Annotated in this window: 17 protein-coding genes; 7 read left to right on the top strand and 10 right to left on the bottom strand. The window is 66.4% G+C overall.

All coding sequences use genetic code 11. The features are described 5' to 3' along the window. Positions 1-210: 210 nt before the first annotated feature. The 3 genes from ABGB08_RS18335 to ABGB08_RS18325 form a co-directional block, all read right to left on the bottom strand. Positions 211-1,953 carry a glycerol-3-phosphate dehydrogenase/oxidase gene (locus ABGB08_RS18335; RefSeq protein WP_347591749.1) on the bottom strand — a complete coding sequence of 581 codons (1,743 nt, stop codon included), beginning with the start codon at positions 1,951-1,953 and terminating at the stop codon, positions 211-213. Positions 1,954-2,142: 189 nt separating this feature from the next. Next, the gene (locus tag ABGB08_RS18330) at positions 2,143-2,886 is read right to left on the bottom strand and encodes a protein phosphatase 2C domain-containing protein (RefSeq protein ID WP_347591747.1); all 744 of its coding nucleotides are present in this window, start codon (positions 2,884-2,886) and stop codon (positions 2,143-2,145) included. 3 nt (positions 2,887-2,889) lie between these two features. Then, a complete protein-coding gene (locus ABGB08_RS18325; protein WP_347591745.1) occupies positions 2,890-3,363 on the bottom strand; it encodes a UTRA domain-containing protein in 474 nt (157 codons plus the stop codon). A 570-nt stretch (positions 3,364-3,933) separates the two neighbouring features. On the opposite strand from ABGB08_RS18325, the gene ABGB08_RS18320 reads away from it, so the two are divergent. From ABGB08_RS18320 to nagA, 5 genes are all read left to right on the top strand, one after another. Then, positions 3,934-4,755 carry an aspartyl/asparaginyl beta-hydroxylase domain-containing protein gene (locus ABGB08_RS18320; RefSeq protein WP_347591743.1) on the top strand — a complete coding sequence of 274 codons (822 nt, stop codon included), beginning with the start codon at positions 3,934-3,936 and terminating at the stop codon, positions 4,753-4,755. 82 nt (positions 4,756-4,837) lie between these two features. Beyond that, a complete protein-coding gene (locus ABGB08_RS18315) occupies positions 4,838-5,647 on the top strand; it encodes a hypothetical protein (protein ID WP_347591741.1) in 810 nt (269 codons plus the stop codon). A gap of 139 nt (positions 5,648-5,786) precedes the next feature. Next, on the top strand, positions 5,787-6,752 hold the full coding sequence (locus ABGB08_RS18310; protein WP_347591739.1) for a phosphotransferase: 966 nt from the start codon (positions 5,787-5,789) through the stop codon (positions 6,750-6,752). A 275-nt stretch (positions 6,753-7,027) separates the two neighbouring features. After that, on the top strand, positions 7,028-7,375 hold the full coding sequence (locus tag ABGB08_RS18305) for a hypothetical protein (protein ID WP_347591737.1): 348 nt from the start codon (positions 7,028-7,030) through the stop codon (positions 7,373-7,375). A 44-nt stretch (positions 7,376-7,419) separates the two neighbouring features. Next, entirely contained in the window at positions 7,420-8,553 is a 1,134-nt protein-coding gene (nagA, locus tag ABGB08_RS18300; RefSeq protein WP_347591735.1) for an N-acetylglucosamine-6-phosphate deacetylase, read from the top strand. A 219-nt stretch (positions 8,554-8,772) separates the two neighbouring features. Here the strand turns inward: nagA and ABGB08_RS18295 are convergent, their stop codons facing one another. From ABGB08_RS18295 to guaB, 4 genes are all read right to left on the bottom strand, one after another. Further along, complete coding sequence (locus ABGB08_RS18295; RefSeq protein WP_347591733.1) at positions 8,773-8,931, bottom strand: hypothetical protein; 159 nt, start codon at positions 8,929-8,931, stop codon at positions 8,773-8,775. Between the two features lie 191 nt (positions 8,932-9,122). Beyond that, positions 9,123-10,238 (bottom strand): GuaB3 family IMP dehydrogenase-related protein, encoded by a 1,116-nt coding sequence (locus tag ABGB08_RS18290; RefSeq protein ID WP_174889903.1) that lies wholly within the window; start codon positions 10,236-10,238, stop codon positions 9,123-9,125. Positions 10,239-10,265: 27 nt separating this feature from the next. Beyond that, positions 10,266-11,633, bottom strand: coding sequence for an RNA-guided endonuclease IscB (gene iscB / locus ABGB08_RS18285; protein ID WP_347591731.1), 1,368 nt, complete (start codon positions 11,631-11,633; stop codon positions 10,266-10,268). Between the two features lie 401 nt (positions 11,634-12,034). Next, positions 12,035-13,516 (bottom strand): IMP dehydrogenase, encoded by a 1,482-nt coding sequence (gene guaB, locus ABGB08_RS18280; RefSeq protein WP_347591764.1) that lies wholly within the window; start codon positions 13,514-13,516, stop codon positions 12,035-12,037. Between the two features lie 535 nt (positions 13,517-14,051). Here guaB and ABGB08_RS18275 point away from each other — a divergent pair. Further along, positions 14,052-15,062, top strand: coding sequence for a LuxR C-terminal-related transcriptional regulator (locus ABGB08_RS18275; RefSeq protein ID WP_347591729.1), 1,011 nt, complete (start codon positions 14,052-14,054; stop codon positions 15,060-15,062). Positions 15,063-15,111: 49 nt separating this feature from the next. Beyond that, positions 15,112-15,489: a DUF5319 domain-containing protein gene (locus tag ABGB08_RS18270; RefSeq protein WP_155336792.1), complete on the top strand. Its 378-nt coding sequence runs from the start codon at positions 15,112-15,114 to the stop codon at positions 15,487-15,489. Here the strand turns inward: ABGB08_RS18270 and ABGB08_RS18265 are convergent. The 3 genes from ABGB08_RS18265 to groL form a co-directional block, all read right to left on the bottom strand. Further along, positions 15,450-15,611: a hypothetical protein gene (locus tag ABGB08_RS18265; RefSeq protein WP_155336793.1), complete on the bottom strand. Its 162-nt coding sequence runs from the start codon at positions 15,609-15,611 to the stop codon at positions 15,450-15,452. The genes ABGB08_RS18270 and ABGB08_RS18265 overlap by 40 nt on opposite strands. Further along, positions 15,608-16,234, bottom strand: coding sequence for a sigma-70 family RNA polymerase sigma factor (locus ABGB08_RS18260; protein ID WP_155351735.1), 627 nt, complete (start codon positions 16,232-16,234; stop codon positions 15,608-15,610). Before ABGB08_RS18260 ends, ABGB08_RS18265 begins: the two co-directional genes overlap by 4 nt. Positions 16,235-16,502: 268 nt before the next feature. Then, on the bottom strand, positions 16,503-18,125 hold the full coding sequence (groL, locus tag ABGB08_RS18255) for a chaperonin GroEL (protein WP_347591726.1): 1,623 nt from the start codon (positions 18,123-18,125) through the stop codon (positions 16,503-16,505). Positions 18,126-18,185: the final 60 nt, after the last annotated feature.

Raw genomic sequence — 18,185 nt, 5'->3', positions numbered from 1 at the left:
GGTGCGCCGGCATCGCCGCCGCCTCCTACCTCTGGGCCAAGAACATCTTCAACAAGGCCTGACCATGAACCGGCCGAACAGGGCCGCCAGACCCACTCAACGGGCCTGGCGGCCCATTCGCATGACAAATGATGATCTTGGTGTGGTCACACCGGAGCTAGCGGTGGAGGTGTCGAGGTTGTTCCGTTAGGGGACCCCAGCGGAGTAACCCTAGAGAGAGCGTCCTTCGGGAGCGGCTACAGGGACGATTTCGGGGGCGCCCATCTGGATGGCGTCGGCTTCCTGGTCGGTGTCTTGTTCCTGGGAGGCGCGTTCGGCTTCGACGCGCTTGGTGTAGTACTCGACCTCGCGTTTGACCTGTTCAGCGTCCCAGCCCAAGGGCCCGGCCAGGAGCTCGGCGGCCTCTTCTGCAACGGCGAGGCCGCGATGGAAGGTCTCGATGGAGATGTGTGTGCGGCGGGTAAGGACGTCGTTGAGATGGCGAGCGCCCTCATGGGTGGCCGCGTAAACGATCTCGGCGCGCAGGTAGTCGTCGGCGCCGGTGAGCGGTCTGGCCAGACTGGGGTCCGCCTCGATGAGGACGAGCACCTCATCGATCATCGATCCGTACCGCTGGAGCAGGTGTTCGATCCTGGCCACGTGCAGCCCGGAGGACTCGGCGAGACGGTTGCGGGAGTTCCAGCGGGCCTGATAGCCCTCGGCTCCAGCGAGCGGGATGCGATCGGTGCAGGAGGGCGGCACCCGCAAGTCCAGACCGTGCGCGACCGCATCCACGGCATCCGCGGCCATCACCCGATACGTCGTGAACTTACCCCCCGCCACCATGACCAGCCCAGGCACCGGATGCGCCACCACATGCTCACGGGACAGCTGAGAAGTCTGCTCGGACTCACCACGCAGCAACGGCCGCAGCCCCGCGTACACTCCCTCAACGTCATCCCTGGTCAACGGCACCGAGAGAACAGCATTAACGTGATCGAGAACATAATCGATGTCGGTACGAGAAGCCGCCGGATGCGCTTTGTCGAGAGTCCAGGCGGTATCGGTGGTCCCGATGATCCAATGCCTCCCCCAAGGAATCACGAAAAGCACCGATTTTTCGGTGCGAAGGATGATTCCAGTAAGCGAGTGGATCCGATCCCGGGGCACCAGCAGATGCACACCCTTGGACGCGTTGACGTGGATCTGCCCACGTCCGCCGACCAACTCCTGAATGTCGTCAGTCCAGACCCCGGTCGCATTGACCACCTGCCGGGCCCGCACATCCAGCTCCGTACCAGTCTCCAGATCGCAGACCCGTACCCCCGTGACCCGCTCCCCCTCCCGGAGAAACCCGACAACCTGCGCCCGCGACGCCACATGCGCACCATACGTCGCCGCCGTACGCAGCAATGTCATCACATACCGGGCATCATCGACCTGCGCATCCCAGTACTGCACCGCCCCCGTAAACGACGTCCGCCGCAACGCGGGAGCCAACCGCAACGCCCGCCTCCGCGACAGATGCCGATGCCCCGGAACCCCCCGGGTGAATCCAAACGAAAACCCCAAGCTGTCGTAAAGAACCAGCCCAGCCCCCACATACGGCCGCTCCCACCCCGTATGCGTCAACGGAAACATGAACGGCACCGGCCTCACCAGATGCGGAGCAATCCGCTGAAGCAACAACGACCGCTCCTGCAACGCCTCCCGCACCAGATCGAAGTTGAGCTGCTCGAGATACCGAAGCCCCCCATGGATCAGCTTCGACGACCGCGACGAGGTCCCCGAGGCAAAATCCCGCGCCTCCACCAGCCCCACCGACAGCCCCCGCGTAGCCGCGTCCAGCGCCACCCCCGCGCCAACCACACCCCCGCCAACCACCACCACATCAAGCTCTTGCGATCCCATCGAGTCCAATGCGGCATACCGCTCGCCCGGGCCAAGCCTCGCTGTCCCCAGTCGGGCCGTCATAGATCTCCCTTTGTACGGCTAACGCCTACCTCTGTCGTTCTACCCGCAATCTACCGGCGAGTAGCCCCCCACCCACTGTGGCCTCCCTCACGACCGTATCCACCACGACAGACCATCCAAATCCATGCCACGACGTACGCCAGCCGATGACGTTTCATCCGTTCAGGCTGTTGCCGTCCTTGCGCTTGGTCATCTGCCACTCGCTGGGTCGGCCGATGGCGCATCTCGAACGTCAATGACGATCACGGTGATGTTGTCGGGGCCGCCCTGGTCAGTGGCCAGCATGAGGAGCCGATCAGCTGCCTCTTCTGGATTGTTCGCCGCGCGTAGAGCTGCTTGGAGGTCATTTCCGGGAACGACCGAGCTCAGCCCGTCAGAACACAAGAGGAACCGGTCGCCAGAGCGCAGTTCCTGTGTGATGAGGTCAGGAGAGCGGCCGTCCACCCGACCGTCGAGGAAACGGGAGATGCGCCCAGACAAGTTCGGCACGCTACCTGCGTCGGACACCAAGTTCCCGAAGGTGTGGTCCTCCGTGATCTGGACGATCTCCGCAATGGAGCCCGCACCGCGTAGCAGGTAGGCACGGGAGTCGCCTACGTTCGCCAGGACTGCTGTCGTCCCGGACCACAACATCGTCACCAGCGTCGTACCCATGCCTGCCAGTCCAGGCTCGGCCTCGATCCGGCCGTATAGGGCCTGGTTGGCTGCGTAGACCGCTCGTCCCAAGGTGGTCGGCAGGTGCGTTTGGGCTATCTGACGATCGTAAGGACGCAAGGCTTCGATCACGGTATCCCCGGCGATGTCCCCGGCGATATGGCCGCCGAGGCCGTCTGCCACGGCGAACAGGAAGTGGCCCGAGTAAACGGCATCTTCGTTGCGTCGGCGCACAAGTCCGATGTGGGTGCGGGCGGCGGCTTCAACGGTGAAGGGCATCGTCTACTCGCCCAAGGCGGAGTCGTCGGGCCATGGAGACTGTGCGGACTCGTCACGGTGAAGAACGTGCACGGTCTCGACACGGTCACTTGCCACAACGTATTCGGTCACCTCAATGGGCTGACCATCGCGTCCCGAAATCCCCTGCCGCACGATCTCCAGTACAGGCAGGCTGATCGGAATCTCCAGCAGACCGGCCTCGTCCTTGGTTGGCATCCGCGCCCTGTGAATCTCCATCCAACTGATCGGCCAGTGGCCAGCCTGTTCCAGCCGATACAACCAGTCACCCGGACCGGGAGCCTGGACAGCAACTTCAGGGGCATCAGCGACGCCACGCGGATGGATCCACGAGATGTTGATCTGGAAGGGGGGCTCGGATTCAGGCCCGGTGACACGAAACCGGCGCATCACCGGACTGCCGACCGGGACGCCCAGCAGTTTCGCGATCCGTGAATCGATCAGCGGTTGGACGGACATGGTCGGCGGAACATGGTGCTTCCAGACTTCACGGCTAGAGGCTGATGGAAAGGAGTAGCCGGGACCCTCTGTGGCGACATTACGCTTCACCAGGTTCCCGCGCGGTCTACGCAGCCTCATCATGCCGTGCCGGACAATGATCCCCCGCCCTTGTACGGCCCAGACGAAGCCCTCTGACTCCAACACTCCAATCGCTCGGCCAATCGTGTCCCGATTCGCACCGTACTGAGACGCGAAGTCATCCAATCGCGGAAGCTTGGCTCCGGGTTCCCACTCGCCAGCCTCGATCCGTGTTCGGATTTGGGCCGCAAGGCCCAGATAACGCGAGTGCACAACCATCACACAACAATCCTTCCGTCAGAGATTGTCTTGGGATAATTGACAGGGGGTGGCCAGCGGTCGACGATTGTCCCAAGACTATCGCCTCCGAAGGCTGGCTCGCCTTCGACGCACGGGGACACCAGCGGCCCAACCCTAGGGGAACCGCCTTACGAAATGAGGGGCCACTCGGCGCTGCGTAACGACGGGAACCCTCGATCAGGAAGTCGCTCCTGACCCGGAAGGAGACCCATGACAACCTTGACCGACCAAGTCGCATACGTCACCGCCATCGATCCCGACCTCCTGGAACGCGTCCGCCACGAAACGCTGACCATTCCCTCCGGTTGGATCACCGAGTACGGCGAGTACCAGTCCGGTGGCTGGGGGACCCTGTCACTGCTCAACGCCACCGGCCGGTCCAGTGACGTGACCATTACCGACTGCGATCCGGTCGAGACCGACCTACTAGCAGTCATGCCAGCGACGCGGCGGATCCTGGCCGACCTCGGACTGCACTACATGTGGGCCCGCATCGCCCGCCTGGAGCCCGGTGGTTTCCTGTGGGAGCACCGCGACTACGGCGAGTTGAAAGCAGTCGAGCGGCACCGGCTGCACATTCCCCTGGTCACTAGCGCCTCCGCCTTCCTCAGCGTGGCAGGCTCTGCTGTCCACCTCTCGGCCGGACATCTGTGGCGGCTAACCCCCACGTACCCGCACGGCGCATGCAACCTCCACGGCCCGGCCCGCATCCATCTGATCCTCGACTGCTACGCCACCCCGACACTCGACGACCTCATCACCGGCAAGCATCTCAACGCCGACGATGTCCGCCTACTGCCGCCCCTCGATGATGAACTGACCGACCTGGAGATCCGCCGAGCCCTGGAATTGGCCCAACTCGGATACATCAGCACGGCCGAAAGGCACCTGCTCAGGCTGTTCTTCACGCACGCCATGCCCGAGGGACGCGTATATGACCTGATCAGCACCCTTCACGAATCCCTAGGCGATTCAAACGCCGCCCGGACATGGCGTAGCCGCAAATCCACCCTCCTCGGCACCACCGATTGAGAAGGGATATCTCGTGCCCGCCATCTCTTCCAGTGCCATCGATCGTCTCACCGCAATGAACCGGCCAAGTCAGTTCGCTGTCATGGAGACCGTGGCCGGGGTGCTGGCCGCCAGCCCAGCCGTCACCCACATGCTCGTACGCGGGTCCTTCGCTCGGGGCACCTCCGACCGGTTGTCGGATGTGGATCTGGTCGTCGGCATCACGCCATCACTCTTTCCTGGGTTCGTCGCCGTACACGACGCCCTAGCCATCGCCGACCTCGGCGCGATCGCCCCCGGGTGGCTGGACCGGATCGTGCCCCGTATGGGTGGCCTCGGCTATGTCCATCTCATCGAGCACGGCGAGAGGCTCTACCAGATCGACCTCTACCTGGCCCCGGCCGACCGCATCGCCAATATCGCCGCCTTTACCAGCGGTAGCGTCGTCTACTCCGCACCGAGCACCGGCGAGCCGATCCCCGACTTGTCCGCCAACGCGTTCATCACCGGTCGCCTGGCTACCACGCCCACCTGCGAACAGCTCGTCATCGAAGTGCTGGTGCTCATCTGGATGATCCACAAGCGAATCTCACGAGGCCAGCGGTTCATGGCCTACGCCGAAACACACATGCTCGTCACTGCGGCCCGAAACCTCATCCGGACCGTGCTGGCCCCGGATCGGGCCCAATACGGCTGGTACCACCTTGACACCGATATCGGCAGGACCCCCATCGGCCGGTGGTGCCTGCGCGAACTGGACGCACTGGTCGTGGGCCCGCCCATACCGACCATGAGATCTCTAGCCCGCTCGCTGGAACGCGTCCTGGCTCTCGCTTACCGCATCGCCCCGCAGACCGTGGAAGCGCTGCGGCTATCCATCGACGCCTACCGTTACCACCTCGACCTCGGCTGATCGACCGCTACTGTAGAACACGTGCCCAACATTTTCGGACGGCGAGCTATCTGCGCCGGGCAGGAGTAGGCGAGACCTCGTCTCGCCCCTGCTCGGTGCGGGATCTCCTGCCATCATCTCGATCCGGTAAAGGGCCTCCATGCCATCCGATCAGTCCAGCCATCCTCTGCTCGGCTCCACCGCCGTACGCCCATCCTGGACGCAGCTTCCCAGCGGCCTGCGCGATCTCATCGCCAGCCACCTCGGTTCGGCCGTCATCACCGCCGACACGCAGGGCGGCGGCTTCTCGCCCGGGGCCGCGGCCCGGCTTCTCCTCGCCGATCATGGCAGGGCGTTCGTCAAGGCCATCCCTACCGACCACGCGCTGGCCGCCAAGCACCGGGTTGAGGCTGACACCGCCAGCCGACTTCCCGCCGCCGTCCCGGCCCCGCGACTGCGCTGGCATGGAGAGGCGGCTGGATGGATCATCCTGATCTTCGATGACATCGAAGGCCGCCACCCCGACCTGTCGCCCGGTTCTCTCGACGTGGAAACCGTTGTCTCCACGATCTCCCGCATGGCCGAACCGCTCACGCCGTCACCTGTGCCCGGCCTCCCGCGATCCGCCGTCGGCCGCAGCAGCTGGCTGCATGGCTGGCGTGAGCTGGCCGCCGCATCCCCACCCGACCTCGGCCCGTGGGAACGCCACCACATGAACGCGCTCGCCGATCTGGAGTTCCTGTGGACGAGTCATACGGAGGGCACCACGCTGGTGCACGGAGACATCCGGCCTGACAACCTCCTCATCACCGGTGACGGAACCGCCGTCGTGGTGGACTGGGCACAACCGAGCCAGGGGGCAGCCTGGGTGGACATCATCGACCTCGTCCCGCACCTGATCATGGCTGGCCACACACCCGCCGATGCCGAAAAGACGTTGACCAGATCCTTAATCTGGGGGCGGGTCCACCGGCAAGTGATCACCAGCTACGCAGCGGCCTATGCCGGCTACTGGACTCGGATGAGCCGTCAGCCAGCCCCGCCAGGTGTCCCGAATCTGCGGAACTACCAGCGCCATGCGGCCAACGCCGCCCTCGCGTGGACCGCATACCTCACCCGCTGGTGAGCCTCCCCGCTTTGAGTACTTCAAGCCGGAGTGTTACAGATGATCAAACGTGAGCTGGGGGGACGTGAGTGTTGACGGGTGGCCTCTCGCTAAGTCGCTTCCGCAGCTTCACATGGCAGCGTGGGCACAAGGGAGGTTGGGCGTTATGAGCATCACTCCCTCCGACGGCCCGATGGCTACCCCCGATGACCCCGACTTCGACAAACTCAGACGACGGTTAATCTCGGCCGCACACGCGGCTGGGGTCGCAACATGCTGGTGACCGTCTCATTCTGATGGGACGGCAGCACGGAGTGATCCTGCGTGAGACCCGAGGCGCCGGGGGATACCGATTCCTCGGCGCGCATCTCACCGAGGCCGGTGACCTGGTCGTCGAGGGCCAGGATCTGGGCTCGGGAGTCGAGGATTTCTGGGGGCCGGGGCTCCGCGAGTATGAGCGGTTTTACACCGTACGCGCTCAGCACCTGCCGCTGTTGGTGGCGGAACTCGGCGGCGCACCCGGCGAAGATCTTCTCCAGTTGCTGGTACGGACCTGCTCGAGTGAGGACGCCGGGCGGCTGGAGTCGTTGGTTGCCGCGAACGGTCCGGTGCCGGCCGAGTTGTGGTCACGGCTTGGCGACTGATCGCGTACGTCGCGAGTGGAGCGGTGACCGGGGAGGATAGGCGCATGAGCATCACTCTCTCCGACGCGCGGATCGTGACGCCCGATGGCGTCCATCATGGATGGCTGACCATCGAGGACGGGCGAATCACTCATGTCGGGCGAGGTTCGGCGCCTGGGAATGGGCGTGGGCTGGGAGGGCGCATCGTCGTTCCCGGGTTTGTAGATATTCATGTGCATGGCGGTGGGGGTACCGGGTATCCGGCGGGGTCGGAAGAACAGGCTCGGCGGACCGTGGCGTTCCATCGGGAACATGGGACCACGACGGCTCTGGCCAGCCTTGTCACCGCGCCACTCGATCGGTTGAAGGCCGCGGCGGGGATGCTGGCCGGGTTGTGCGCGGAGGGGTTGCTGGCCGGGATTCACTACGAGGGGCCTTACATTTCGGCGGCTCGGTGTGGGGCGCACCGGCCGGAGTTGCTCCGGAGTCCTTCGGCCGCCGAGTTCGCCGAGCTGATCAAGGCTGGCGATGGCCACGTGCGGATGTTCACGCTGGCCCCCGAGCTTCCGGGAGCGCTGGAGGCGGTACGGGAGTGTGTTGATTCCGGAGTGGTGGCCGCCATCGGGCATACCGATGCCACGTTCGAGCAGAGCATGGCCGCCATTGACCTGGGCGCCTCGGTGGCCACCCACCTGTTCAACGCGATGCGCCCCCTCAATCACCGCGACCCCGGTCCGATCACCGCCGCCATGGTCGACGACCGGGTCACCGTCGAGCTCGTCAACGACGGGGTGCACCTGAACCCGTCCGTGATCGACCTGGTCCTCTCCGCCGTCCCCGCCGCGCGCGTGGCCTTCGTCACCGATGCCATGGACGCGGCCGGAATGCCAGACGGCGACTTCGACCTCGGCCCCATGAAGGTCGAGGTCCGCGACGGCGTGGCCCGCCTGGCCGGCGGCGGAGCAATCGCGGGCAGCACCCTCACCATGGACCGCGCCTTTCGCCGAGGCGTGCAAATCAACGGCATGACCCTCCCCGAAGCCGCCCAGGTAACCGCCCTAACCCCAGCCCACGTCCTCGGCCTATCCAACGAGATCGGCTCAATCACCACCGGCAAGTACGCCGACCTGGTCATCCTCAACGAGGACCTGACCGTCCAGGCAGTAATGAAGCAAGGCACCTGGATCACCGAACCCTGACCCGCCCCCACCCAGAACCGACCCCGGCCCGAACGCCCCCAACATCGGACTTTCCCCGCCTGACACTTGCGGAGGATGCCCCACCACCCTGTTTGCTTCATCTACTTCGGACTTCGCCCACCACAGCCATCCGAAATGACAGCCATGACACGGTGGTTCTCCCACCCACCCAGCCCTCTGTTTCCCCTCGGGCTCCGCCCGACCCCGCCATCGCCGTGGCTACCGGGACGAAATGACACGGGCGGCTCGGTAGCCGAACACGACGGCCGGACCCATGGTCGAGCCGAGGCCCGGGTAAGTGCGGCGGCGCATGACCGAGGCGGTGGTGTTGTCGGCGGCGTGCAGGCCGGGAATGGCCGAGCCGTCCTCCCGCAGCACTCTGGCACCACGGCACCGTGGTACTCCCAGCCAACCCCCCTGTTCCCCCGGAACTCCGCCCAACCCCGCCATCCCGGTGATCGCCCGAATGAAGCGACAGCTTGACCCGGGTGGGTTTCCCACCCACCCAGCCTGTTGTTTCATCCTCGGGCTCCGCCCGAGCCCGCCATCGCCGTGGTGTGTTCCGGCTGCTACTGCGGTGGGGCGACCACTACCTCGACGCGCTGGAATTCCTTTATGTCGGAGTAGCCCGAGGTGGCCATGGTGCGTTTGAGGGCGCCCATGAGGTTCATGGAGCCGTCGGCTACTGAGGAGGGGCCGTGGAGGATTTCGGCGAGGGTGCCGATGGTGCCGAATTCGACGCGGCGGCCTCGGGGGAGGTCGGGGTGGTGGGCTTCGGAGCCCCAGTGGAAGCCGCGGCCGGGGGCTTCGGCGGCGCGGGCCAGGGGGGAGCCGACCATGACGGCGTCGGCGCCGCAGGCGATGGCCTTGGCGATGTCGCCGGAGCCGCCCATGCCGCCGTCGGCGATGACGTGGACGTAGCGGCCGCCGGATTCGTCCATGTAGTCGCGGCGGGCGGCGGCGACGTCGGAGATCGCGGTGGCCATGGGGACGACGACGCCGAGGACGTTGCGGGTGGTGTGGGAGGCGCCGCCGCCGAAGCCGACGAGCACGCCGGCCGCGCCGGTGCGCATCAGGTGCAGGGCGGCGGTGTAGGTGGCGCAGCCGCCGACGATGACGGGGACGTCGAGTTCGTAGATGAACTGCTTGAGGTTGAGTGGTTCGGCGCGGCCGGAGACGTGCTCGGCGGAGACCGTGGTGCCGCGGATGACGAAGATGTCCACGCCCGCGTCGATCACGGCCTTGTGGTACTGGACGGTGCGCTGCGGGGAGAGCCGGACGGCGGTGGTCACGCCCGCCCCGCGGATCTCGGCGATCCGGCGGCCGATCAGGTCGTCCTGGATGGGCGCGGTGTAGATCTCCTGGAGGCGGCGGGTTCCGGCCTCGGCGCTCAGGGTGGCGACCTCGTCCAGCAGGGGCTGCGGATCCTCATACCGCGTCCAGAGCCCTTCCAGGTCGAGGACGGCGAGCCCACCGAGGCGGCCGATCTCGATCGCGGTGTGCGGGGAGACCACGCTGTCCATCGGGCTCACCACCACCGGGGACTCGAACCGGTAGGCGTCGATCTGCCAGGAGATCGAGACCTCCTCGGGATCCCGCGTCCGCCGGGACGGCACGATGCCGATCTCGTCCAGCGCGTATGCCCGGCGGCCGGTCTTGCCCCGGCCGATCTCCACCTGAGTCATCAGATTCTCCCGTAGATACTCTGGCGTTCACGCTGCGGCGGAAACGGGAGCGGGAAGGCCCTCTGAGGCCTGCGCGTGTCCTGAACTGCTGGTTTCAACTGTGCTTTCCTCGGTCGTGGTGTAGCCGTAGCCGTCCGCTCGTTGGAGCAGTCGGACGTGGCGGTGGTTGATGCCCTGCACGGTGCCGTGAGCGGTGGTGATGTTGAAGCGGCCAGTGGAGCGAACCGCGACCCGGCCGGTGTGGAGTCCAGCGTTCATGCCTTTCGGTAGGTTGGCCCGGACCAGGTCACCGGTGGCGAAGCCGCGAACCTGTTTGATCCTGGGCAGCCGGAGGCGGGGGAAGCCGTAAGCGTCGGTGCGGGTCCGGCAGTACGTGCCGCGCCCGGTGGCCTTGACCAGGAGGACCTGCGAGGGCCAGCCGGTCACGGTGTCGAGCTCGCCGATATGCAGTGCGTCCAGGGTGTGGGATTTCGGCGCGCTGGTGCGGGAGCGGTTCCATTTGGTGCGCCCGCCCGAACCGGTGACCACGGGCAGCCCTGTCGCCTCCAACGCCCGCCACAACACCCACCGGGTCGCGTTGACCGCTGCCGCATCGCGAAGCGGGAGTTTCGCCCTCTTCACGACCTGCGCCAGGAGCGCGGGTCTGTCTTGCAGGAACTCCTCCACCAGAGTGGCGTTCTTAGCCTGGTTGCACCGTCGGCACGCCAACGTGAGATTGCTGATCCGATTGGAGCCGCCACGGGCGCGGGGATGGAGATGGTCGACCTGCAGCGGCAGGTTCTCCCTCCCGCAGTACACGCAGGCGCGACCCCATTTCTCCAGCAGGTATTGGCGGACCTCATACCCCGCCAGAGTGCCCTGCTGGTATTCCACGCCGTCCAACGGCCTGCCCGCGCTCAGAGCGTGGGTGTCGAAGGACACCCGCTCGAAGTGGATCACGCGGACCGGAGCCCACCAGGTCAGGCGGGACACCCACGACATGGTGGTGTCGACCCGGTGCCGCAGCGACGGGGCGAGCCACCCCTTCGGCTTGGCGCGGTTGGCGAAACGCGGGGCGCGGTAACGCAGGTTCGCGCTGCGCCGCCGACGCCGGTAGTTCGCACGGGAGGCCAGTCTGTCGCGGATCTGTCCGCCCCGGTGGTCCAGCCGGATGCTGTACTTCCCGGTACGGGCGGCGCCGTCGCAGGTGAACACCGCGATTCCGGTGTGCTTGGAGCCGGGGTCGATTCCCACCCGCACTCCTTGAACAGTGGATTCGGCGATGGTGCGGTCTTTGAGCCGGATCACGAACGGGGTGTGGCGGGCCACCACAGCACGGCCGGAGTCCAGGAGTTGCCTGGCTCGGGCTGGGCTGGTGGGTTGAACTGGTGTTCCATGCTTGTCCAGGACGAACACCACGGGAGCGTTACCGCCCCGATCTCCCGCAACGGGCGAACCCGCCTTGGGGTGACGCCGAACAGCCGGTGCCGACTGCCCGATCTCCCCTCGACCGTGTTGAACACCAGGTGCCACCGAGCAATCGGCGACGTCCGAGCCCCGTTCCGTGCTCACCCCGTGAGCGTTTTCTGCGGGCGCGGATTCCAGAGCAGCGAACTGAGGAAGCATCCACTGGTGGGTCTGCGATCTTGTGTTCAACGAAGCCATCTGGCTGCACCTCCAATGATGATGGCTGGTCTGGTCAACGTGGAGCTAGTCGATACAACAAGAGCCGCATCTCAAGCTCCGGCCCTCAGGCCGGGGTCATTGACGTGCGTTCCTCGCCCAGTACGTGTGCGTTAGGTGTTGCCCTACGTACTCTAACGACGGTGATAGTTGGGAGCCTCGACTGTCATCTGGATGTCGTGCGGGTGGCTCTCTTTGAGCCCGGCAGCGGTTATCGGCATCAGCTGGCCGTGTTCCCGCAGGTCGGCGATGGTACGTGCGCCGGTGTACCACATGCCCTGGCGGACTCCCCCGACCAGCTGGTGGGCGACGGCGGAGACCGGGCCACGGTAGGGCACCTGCCCCTCGATGCCTTCGGGGATGAACTTGTCCTCGCTGGAGATCCCGTCCTGGGCGTAGCGGTCCTTGCTGAAGGAGGCGCCTCCGCGCTCCCGGTTGCGGACCGCGCCCAGCGAGCCCATGCCCCGGTAGGACTTGAACTGCTTGCCGTTGATGAAGATCAGCTCGCCGGGCGATTCCTCGCAGCCGGCCAGCAGCGAGCCGAGCATGACGGAGGACGCGCCGGCCGCGATCGCCTTGGCGATGTCCCCCGAGTACTGCAGGCCGCCGTCGCCGATCACCGGGACCCCGGCGGGGCCGGCCGCGAGCGAGGCCTCGTAGATGGCGGTGACCTGCGGTGCGCCCACGCCCGCCACCACCCGGGTGGTGCATATCGAGCCGGGGCCGACGCCGACCTTGACCGCGTCCACGCCCGCCTCGACCAGTGCCTGAGCGCCCACGCGGGTGGCGATGTTGCCGCCCACGACGTCCACCCGGCTGTTGGCCTTGATCTTGGCGACCATGTCGCAGACGCCCTTGGAGTGGCCGTGCGCGGTGTCCACAATAATCACATCGACACCGGCTTCGATCAGCGCGTGCGCCCGTTCCTGGGCGTCGCCCGCCACCCCCACGGCGGCGCCGACCATGAGCCGCCCGTCGGCGTCCTTGGTGGCCAGCGGATACTGCTCACTCTTGGTGAAGTCCTTGACCGTGATCAGGCCCTGCAGCCGCCCCTGCTCGTCCACCAGCGGCAGCTTCTCGACCTTGCGCGAGCGCAGCAGCCGGAACGCCTCGTCCCTGGAGACCCCCACCGGCGCGGTGACCAGCGGCATCTTCGTCATGACGTCGCGCACCAGCAGCGAATGATCGCTCTCGTAGCGCATGTCCCGGTTGGTCACGATGCCGACGAGCACGCCCGCCTCATCGGTGACCGGCACCCCGGAGATCCGGTAGCGCGCGCACAACTTCTCGACGTCGGCCAGGGTGGCATCCGGCGTGCACGTGACCGGATTGCTCACCATCCCCGCCTCGGACCGCTTCACCAGATCGACCTGCTGCGCCTGATCCTGAATGGACAGATTGCGGTGCAGAATCCCGATCCCTCCCTGGCGGGCCATCGCCACCGCCATCCGGGCCTCGGTCACCGTGTCCATCGCCGCCGAAATCAGCGGAATCCGCAACGTGATATTCCTCGACAACCGCGTCGAGGTATCCGCATCCCCCGGCTGCAAATCCGAATACGCAGGCACGAGCAGAACATCATCGAACGTGAGCCCCGGTTCGGTGAACTTCCCCATCATCTGCGCCCCTCCCACCAGGAGACCCGCCCTAAGCCCCCCGCTGGTCAGTGTAGTGGCCCACCCCAACTCCCACCTCTCAACCTGTGGATAGCAGTGACATGGCCGCGCCTCCGGCACGGCGGCCTTGGCCGCCTTCAGCCTGCGTCTTCCCTCGTCACTCCGGCCGCTCCGCGACCTGCGTTCCTCAGTCCAGACACAGGCGCGGCCAAGCCGGGACATACGACTTACGGCGCGAAGGTTGCCGAGGTGGGTTATGAACACAGAGGCCGAGCCCGGGAGCGTCGGGGGCTCGGCCAGTTCACGATGGGGCGCACCACACGTCGCCGAGCCCCCCTCCGCGCCCGAGTGACCTCGACACCCCATCGTGCCGACGCTGCGTCAAGAATGCGTCACCGTAAGTCCCACCACAATGTCCGAACCTGCAACTACACGAAGCTGCACCACTCCGGACCGCAATCAGTGAACGCCAGGACAACCCTGGAATGCCGGGTTATTCTCGCCACTTACCGCCACGACCTGGGGACGAATGCCGATGCGCACGACCAGCACCCGGGCCGGCGAACCGAGCGCCGACCCGCTGGCGCAGCTCGGGCTCAGCCCGGCCCAGACCGCCCTCTACACCGCCGTGCTCCGGCTCCACCGAGCAGGGCTCAGCGAAATCGCGAAGGCCGCCGACACCCCGCCGGAAGAGATCGAAGGAGAGCTCGCCAGCCTGGTCCGACTCGGCGCGGTGCACGAACAGGCGGGGGAATACCTGGCCAGGCACCCGGCGGCCGCGATCGGCCGCCTGATCGCCGCCCGGCTGGACCGGCTGGCCGAGGAGAGCCGCCAGATCGACGAGGTGCTCGCCTCCATCGACGGCCTCACCGACCAGTACGACGCGGGCCGCGACCACCAGACCGAAACCTTCCCTATCGAGTTCGTCAGCGGCGCGGACGAACTCTACGAAAGCATCGTCGGACTGGCCCTCCAGTCACCCCCCGCCGATCTAGTCTCGGCAATCCCCGACCAAAGAACGATGAATGATTTCGTCCAGAAATACGCCGACCCCTGGATCAAGGCCCTCGACGACGGGCTGCTCTCCGCTCGTGCGGTGATCCCCGCGGAGTCGCTGGCCGTACCGGGCGTGAAGGAGGCGCTGGAGCGCCTCACCCAGGCCGGCGCGGGGGTGCGGGTGCTGGACCGGGTGCCGAGCTGGTTCTTCGCGCTGGGCCGGGAGGCGGCCGGGCTGCCCGCGGACTGGGGCGGCTCGATGCCCGGCAGCGCGTACAACTGCTATCTGGTCCGCGCCCCGAGCGTGGTGGACGCGCTGCGTGCCCTGTTCGACGCGCTGTGGGCGCGCGCCACCCCGATCCGCTATCCCCCTGGCGCCGTGCAGGTGCTCCGGCTGGCCTCCCAGGGCCTGTGCGACGACACGATCGCCCGCCTGCTCAACCTCTCCGTACGGACGGTCAGAACCAGGTTCGCGGAGGCGATGACCGAACTCGGCGTTCAGTCCAGATTTCAGGCCGGAGTCGAGGCCACGCGGCGCGGCTGGCTCTAAACAGGCCCATCGAGCCCACCAAGTCGGGTCCTGGTCATATGGTGGGATCGTGCTGGAAGACGTCCCCCGCGACCCGTTCGCGGACGACCCGAACGACCCCGCCGTGGAGCTGGGCGAGCTTGACGACCCCGAGCCGCTCACCAGTTCGGAGCGCGACGAAGCGCTGACCGACCTGGCCGACGTCGAGGTGTTCCGCTCCCTGCTGGAACCGCAGGGAGTGCTGGGGCTTGTCCTGGACTGCCCGGAATGCGGGGAACAGCACTACTTCGACTGGGACCTTCTGCGCGGCAATCTCCGCCAGATGATCGACAACGGCCGTCCGCAGGTGCACGAACCCGCGTTCCAGCCCGACCCGGCCGACTACGTCAGCTGGGAATACGCCCGCGGCTACGTGGACGGTGTCATCGACACCGAAGAGAGCCGCTGAGCGTCGTAGAAGCTGTCCACATCGGCGACCAGGGCGCGGAGCACCAGGATCGCCGGATCCGACGACCGGACCGCCTCGCGGCGGGCCAGCGCGTCGAGCACCACGTCAACGTCGTGTGTCACGCAATCGACTCTAGCTCTGCCATCTGACGAAGCCGGGCAAGAGCGCGATGCTGAGCCACCCGGACCGCTCCCGGCGACATGCCGAGCACGTTTCCGGTCTCCTCCGCGGACAGCCCGGAGACCACCCGCAGAATGAGCAGTTCCCGCTGGTTATCCGGCAGCCGGGACAGCAGCGCGCGGGCGTGCTCGGCCTCGATGTACCGCACTACCGTCTCCTCAGGCCCGGGCCCCTCATCGGGCCCGTCCGGAAGATCCTGGGTCGGTACGGCGCTGCGCACCGAACTCCGCAGCGCGTCCGCCACCTTGTGCGAGGCGATCCCGAACACGAACGAGGCGAACGGGCGGCCCATGTCGCGGTAGCGCGGCAACGCCGACAGTACGGCGATGCACACCTCCTGGGCCACATCGTCCGCGATGTGGTAATGACCGGAGACCCTCCCCAGCCGGGCCCTGCAGTAGCGCACCACCATCGGGCGCAATTGGCCCAACAGCGATTCAATTGCTTTGCGATCTCCTGACACGGCAAGGCTGGTCAGTTCCCTGAGGTCGGACTCATCCGATCTCGTCGCAAGCCTTACCCCAGTTGCGGCGTCGGCGACGCATCCCTCGGTCACGTTAGGCATGATGCCCGCCACGATCGTGCATGTCCCCATGGTGGACGGATACGGATTGGTCACATTGACGCGTCGATAACCCCAGGTAATCGTCCGATCACCGAGGCGTTTGAACGTTTCAGAAGAAAGCCAAAATCGCGGCAATTGTGTCAGATGTTCTGACAGGTCAGAGCGGGTGCGACGTCTTATCTGGTTGTTAGGTTTACCGGTTCCTATATAGAAGAACGGCCCCCGCCTCAAGTGGCGAGAGCCGTACTTCCCTGATTTCTACTGTCCGCTAGTGGCCATGCCCGTGGCCGTGGCCCTGACCGCCGGCGGCGGGGGCCTCCTCCTCCGGCTTGTCCACCACCAGAGCCTCGGTGGTGAGCAGCATGCCCGCGATGGACGCGGCGTTCTGCACAGCCGAGCGGGTGACCTTGACCGGGTCGATGACGCCCTGGGCGATCAGGTCGCCGTACTCCCCGGTGGCCGCGTTGAGGCCGTGGCCCGGCTTCAGGTCGGAGATCTTCGAGGTGACCACGTAGCCTTCGTGGCCGGCGTTCTCGGCGATCCAGCGGGCCGGCTCCACCAGGGCCTTGCGGACCACGGAGACGCCGGTCGCCTCGTCGCCGGTCAGGCCGAGGTTGTCGAGCTCCTTGGCCACGTGCACGAGCGCCGAGCCGCCGCCGGAGACGATGCCCTCCTCGATCGCGGCGCGGGTGGCCGAGATCGCGTCCTCCAGGCGGTGCTTCTTCTCCTTCAGCTCCACCTCGGTGGCCGCGCCGACCTTCAGCACGCAGACACCGCCGGACAGCTTGGCCAGCCGCTCCTGCAGCTTCTCGCGGTCCCAGTCGGAGTCGGACTGCTCGATGGCGAGCTTGATCTCCTTGACCCGGTCCGCGATCGCGGACGCGTCGCCGGCGCCGTCGACGACGGTCGTGGCGTCCTTGGTGATGACCACCCGGCGGGCGGTGCCCAGCACCTCCAGGCCCACGTGCTCCAGCTTGAGGCCGATCTCCTCGGAGACCACCTGGCCGCCGGTGAGGGTGGCGATGTCCTGCAGCATGGCCTTGCGGCGGTCGCCGAACCCGGGCGCCTTGACGGCGACCGAGGTGAAGGTCCCGCGGATCTTGTTGGTGACCAGGACGGCCAGGGCCTCACCCTCGACGTCCTCAGCGATCACCAGCAGCTGCTTCTTGGTCTGGGCGACCTTCTCCAGCAGCGGCAGGAAGTCGGCGATCGAGGCGATCTTGCCCTGGGTGAGCAGGATGTACGGATCCTCCAGGACCGCTTCCATGCGCTCCTGGTCGGTCACCATGTACGCCGACAGGTAGCCCTTGTCGAACTGGAGGCCCTCGGTGAACTCCAGCTCGAGGCCGAGCGCGTTGGACTCCTCGACGGTGATGACCCCGTCCTTGCCCACCTTGTCGAACGCCTCGGCGATCAGCTCGCCGATCTTGGCGTCCTGCGCGGAGATGGTCGCGACGTGCGCGATCTCCTTCTTGTCCTCGACCGGGCGGGCCGAGTCCAGCAGCTTCTCGCTGATCGCCTTGGCGGCCAGGTCGATGCCGCGCTTCAGCGACATCGGCTGCGCGCCCGCGGCCACGTTGCGCAGACCCTCGCGCACCATGGCCTGAGCCAGCACGGTCGCGGTCGTCGTGCCGTCGCCGGCGACGTCGTTGGTCTTGGTGGCCACTTCCTTGGCCAGCTGGGCGCCCAGGTTCTCGTACGGCCGGTCCAGCTCGACTTCACGGGCGATCGTGACACCGTCGTTGGTGATCGTCGGCGCCCCGAACTTCTTGTCGATGACCACGTTGCGGCCACGCGGGCCGAGGGTCACCTTCACAGCGTCCGCGAGGGCGTTCACGCCACGCTCAAGAGCGCGCCGGGCGTCCTCGTCGAACGACAGAATCTTCGGCATAGCAGTCCTCTCAGCGTCCGGGTCTCAGGGGAGGAACACCGGACAGAAACTCCACAGAAG

It is taken from the genome of Acrocarpospora sp. B8E8 (genome assembly GCF_039871605.1).
Classification (GTDB): domain Bacteria; phylum Actinomycetota; class Actinomycetes; order Streptosporangiales; family Streptosporangiaceae; genus Acrocarpospora; species Acrocarpospora macrocephala.
Note: the sequence above shows the minus strand (reverse complement) of the source record. Positions and strands in the feature narration are given on the sequence as shown.

Coding starts and splice junctions, on each gene's coding strand:
- ABGB08_RS18335 (WP_347591749.1), bottom strand. CDS start 1,953: ATGACGGCCCGACTGGGGACAGCGAGGCTTGGCCCGGGCGAGCGGTAT.
- ABGB08_RS18330 (WP_347591747.1), bottom strand. CDS start 2,886: ATGCCCTTCACCGTTGAAGCCGCCGCCCGCACCCACATCGGACTTGTG.
- ABGB08_RS18325 (WP_347591745.1), bottom strand. CDS start 3,363: ATGTCCGTCCAACCGCTGATCGATTCACGGATCGCGAAACTGCTGGGC.
- ABGB08_RS18320 (WP_347591743.1), top strand. CDS start 3,934: ATGACAACCTTGACCGACCAAGTCGCATACGTCACCGCCATCGATCCC.
- ABGB08_RS18315 (WP_347591741.1), top strand. CDS start 4,838: ATGGAGACCGTGGCCGGGGTGCTGGCCGCCAGCCCAGCCGTCACCCAC.
- ABGB08_RS18310 (WP_347591739.1), top strand. CDS start 5,787: ATGCCATCCGATCAGTCCAGCCATCCTCTGCTCGGCTCCACCGCCGTA.
- ABGB08_RS18305 (WP_347591737.1), top strand. CDS start 7,028: ATGGGACGGCAGCACGGAGTGATCCTGCGTGAGACCCGAGGCGCCGGG.
- nagA (WP_347591735.1), top strand. CDS start 7,420: ATGAGCATCACTCTCTCCGACGCGCGGATCGTGACGCCCGATGGCGTC.
- ABGB08_RS18290 (WP_174889903.1), bottom strand. CDS start 10,238: ATGACTCAGGTGGAGATCGGCCGGGGCAAGACCGGCCGCCGGGCATAC.
- guaB (WP_347591764.1), bottom strand. CDS start 13,516: ATGGGGAAGTTCACCGAACCGGGGCTCACGTTCGATGATGTTCTGCTC.
- ABGB08_RS18275 (WP_347591729.1), top strand. CDS start 14,052: ATGCGCACGACCAGCACCCGGGCCGGCGAACCGAGCGCCGACCCGCTG.
- ABGB08_RS18260 (WP_155351735.1), bottom strand. CDS start 16,234: ATGCCTAACGTGACCGAGGGATGCGTCGCCGACGCCGCAACTGGGGTA.
- groL (WP_347591726.1), bottom strand. CDS start 18,125: ATGCCGAAGATTCTGTCGTTCGACGAGGACGCCCGGCGCGCTCTTGAG.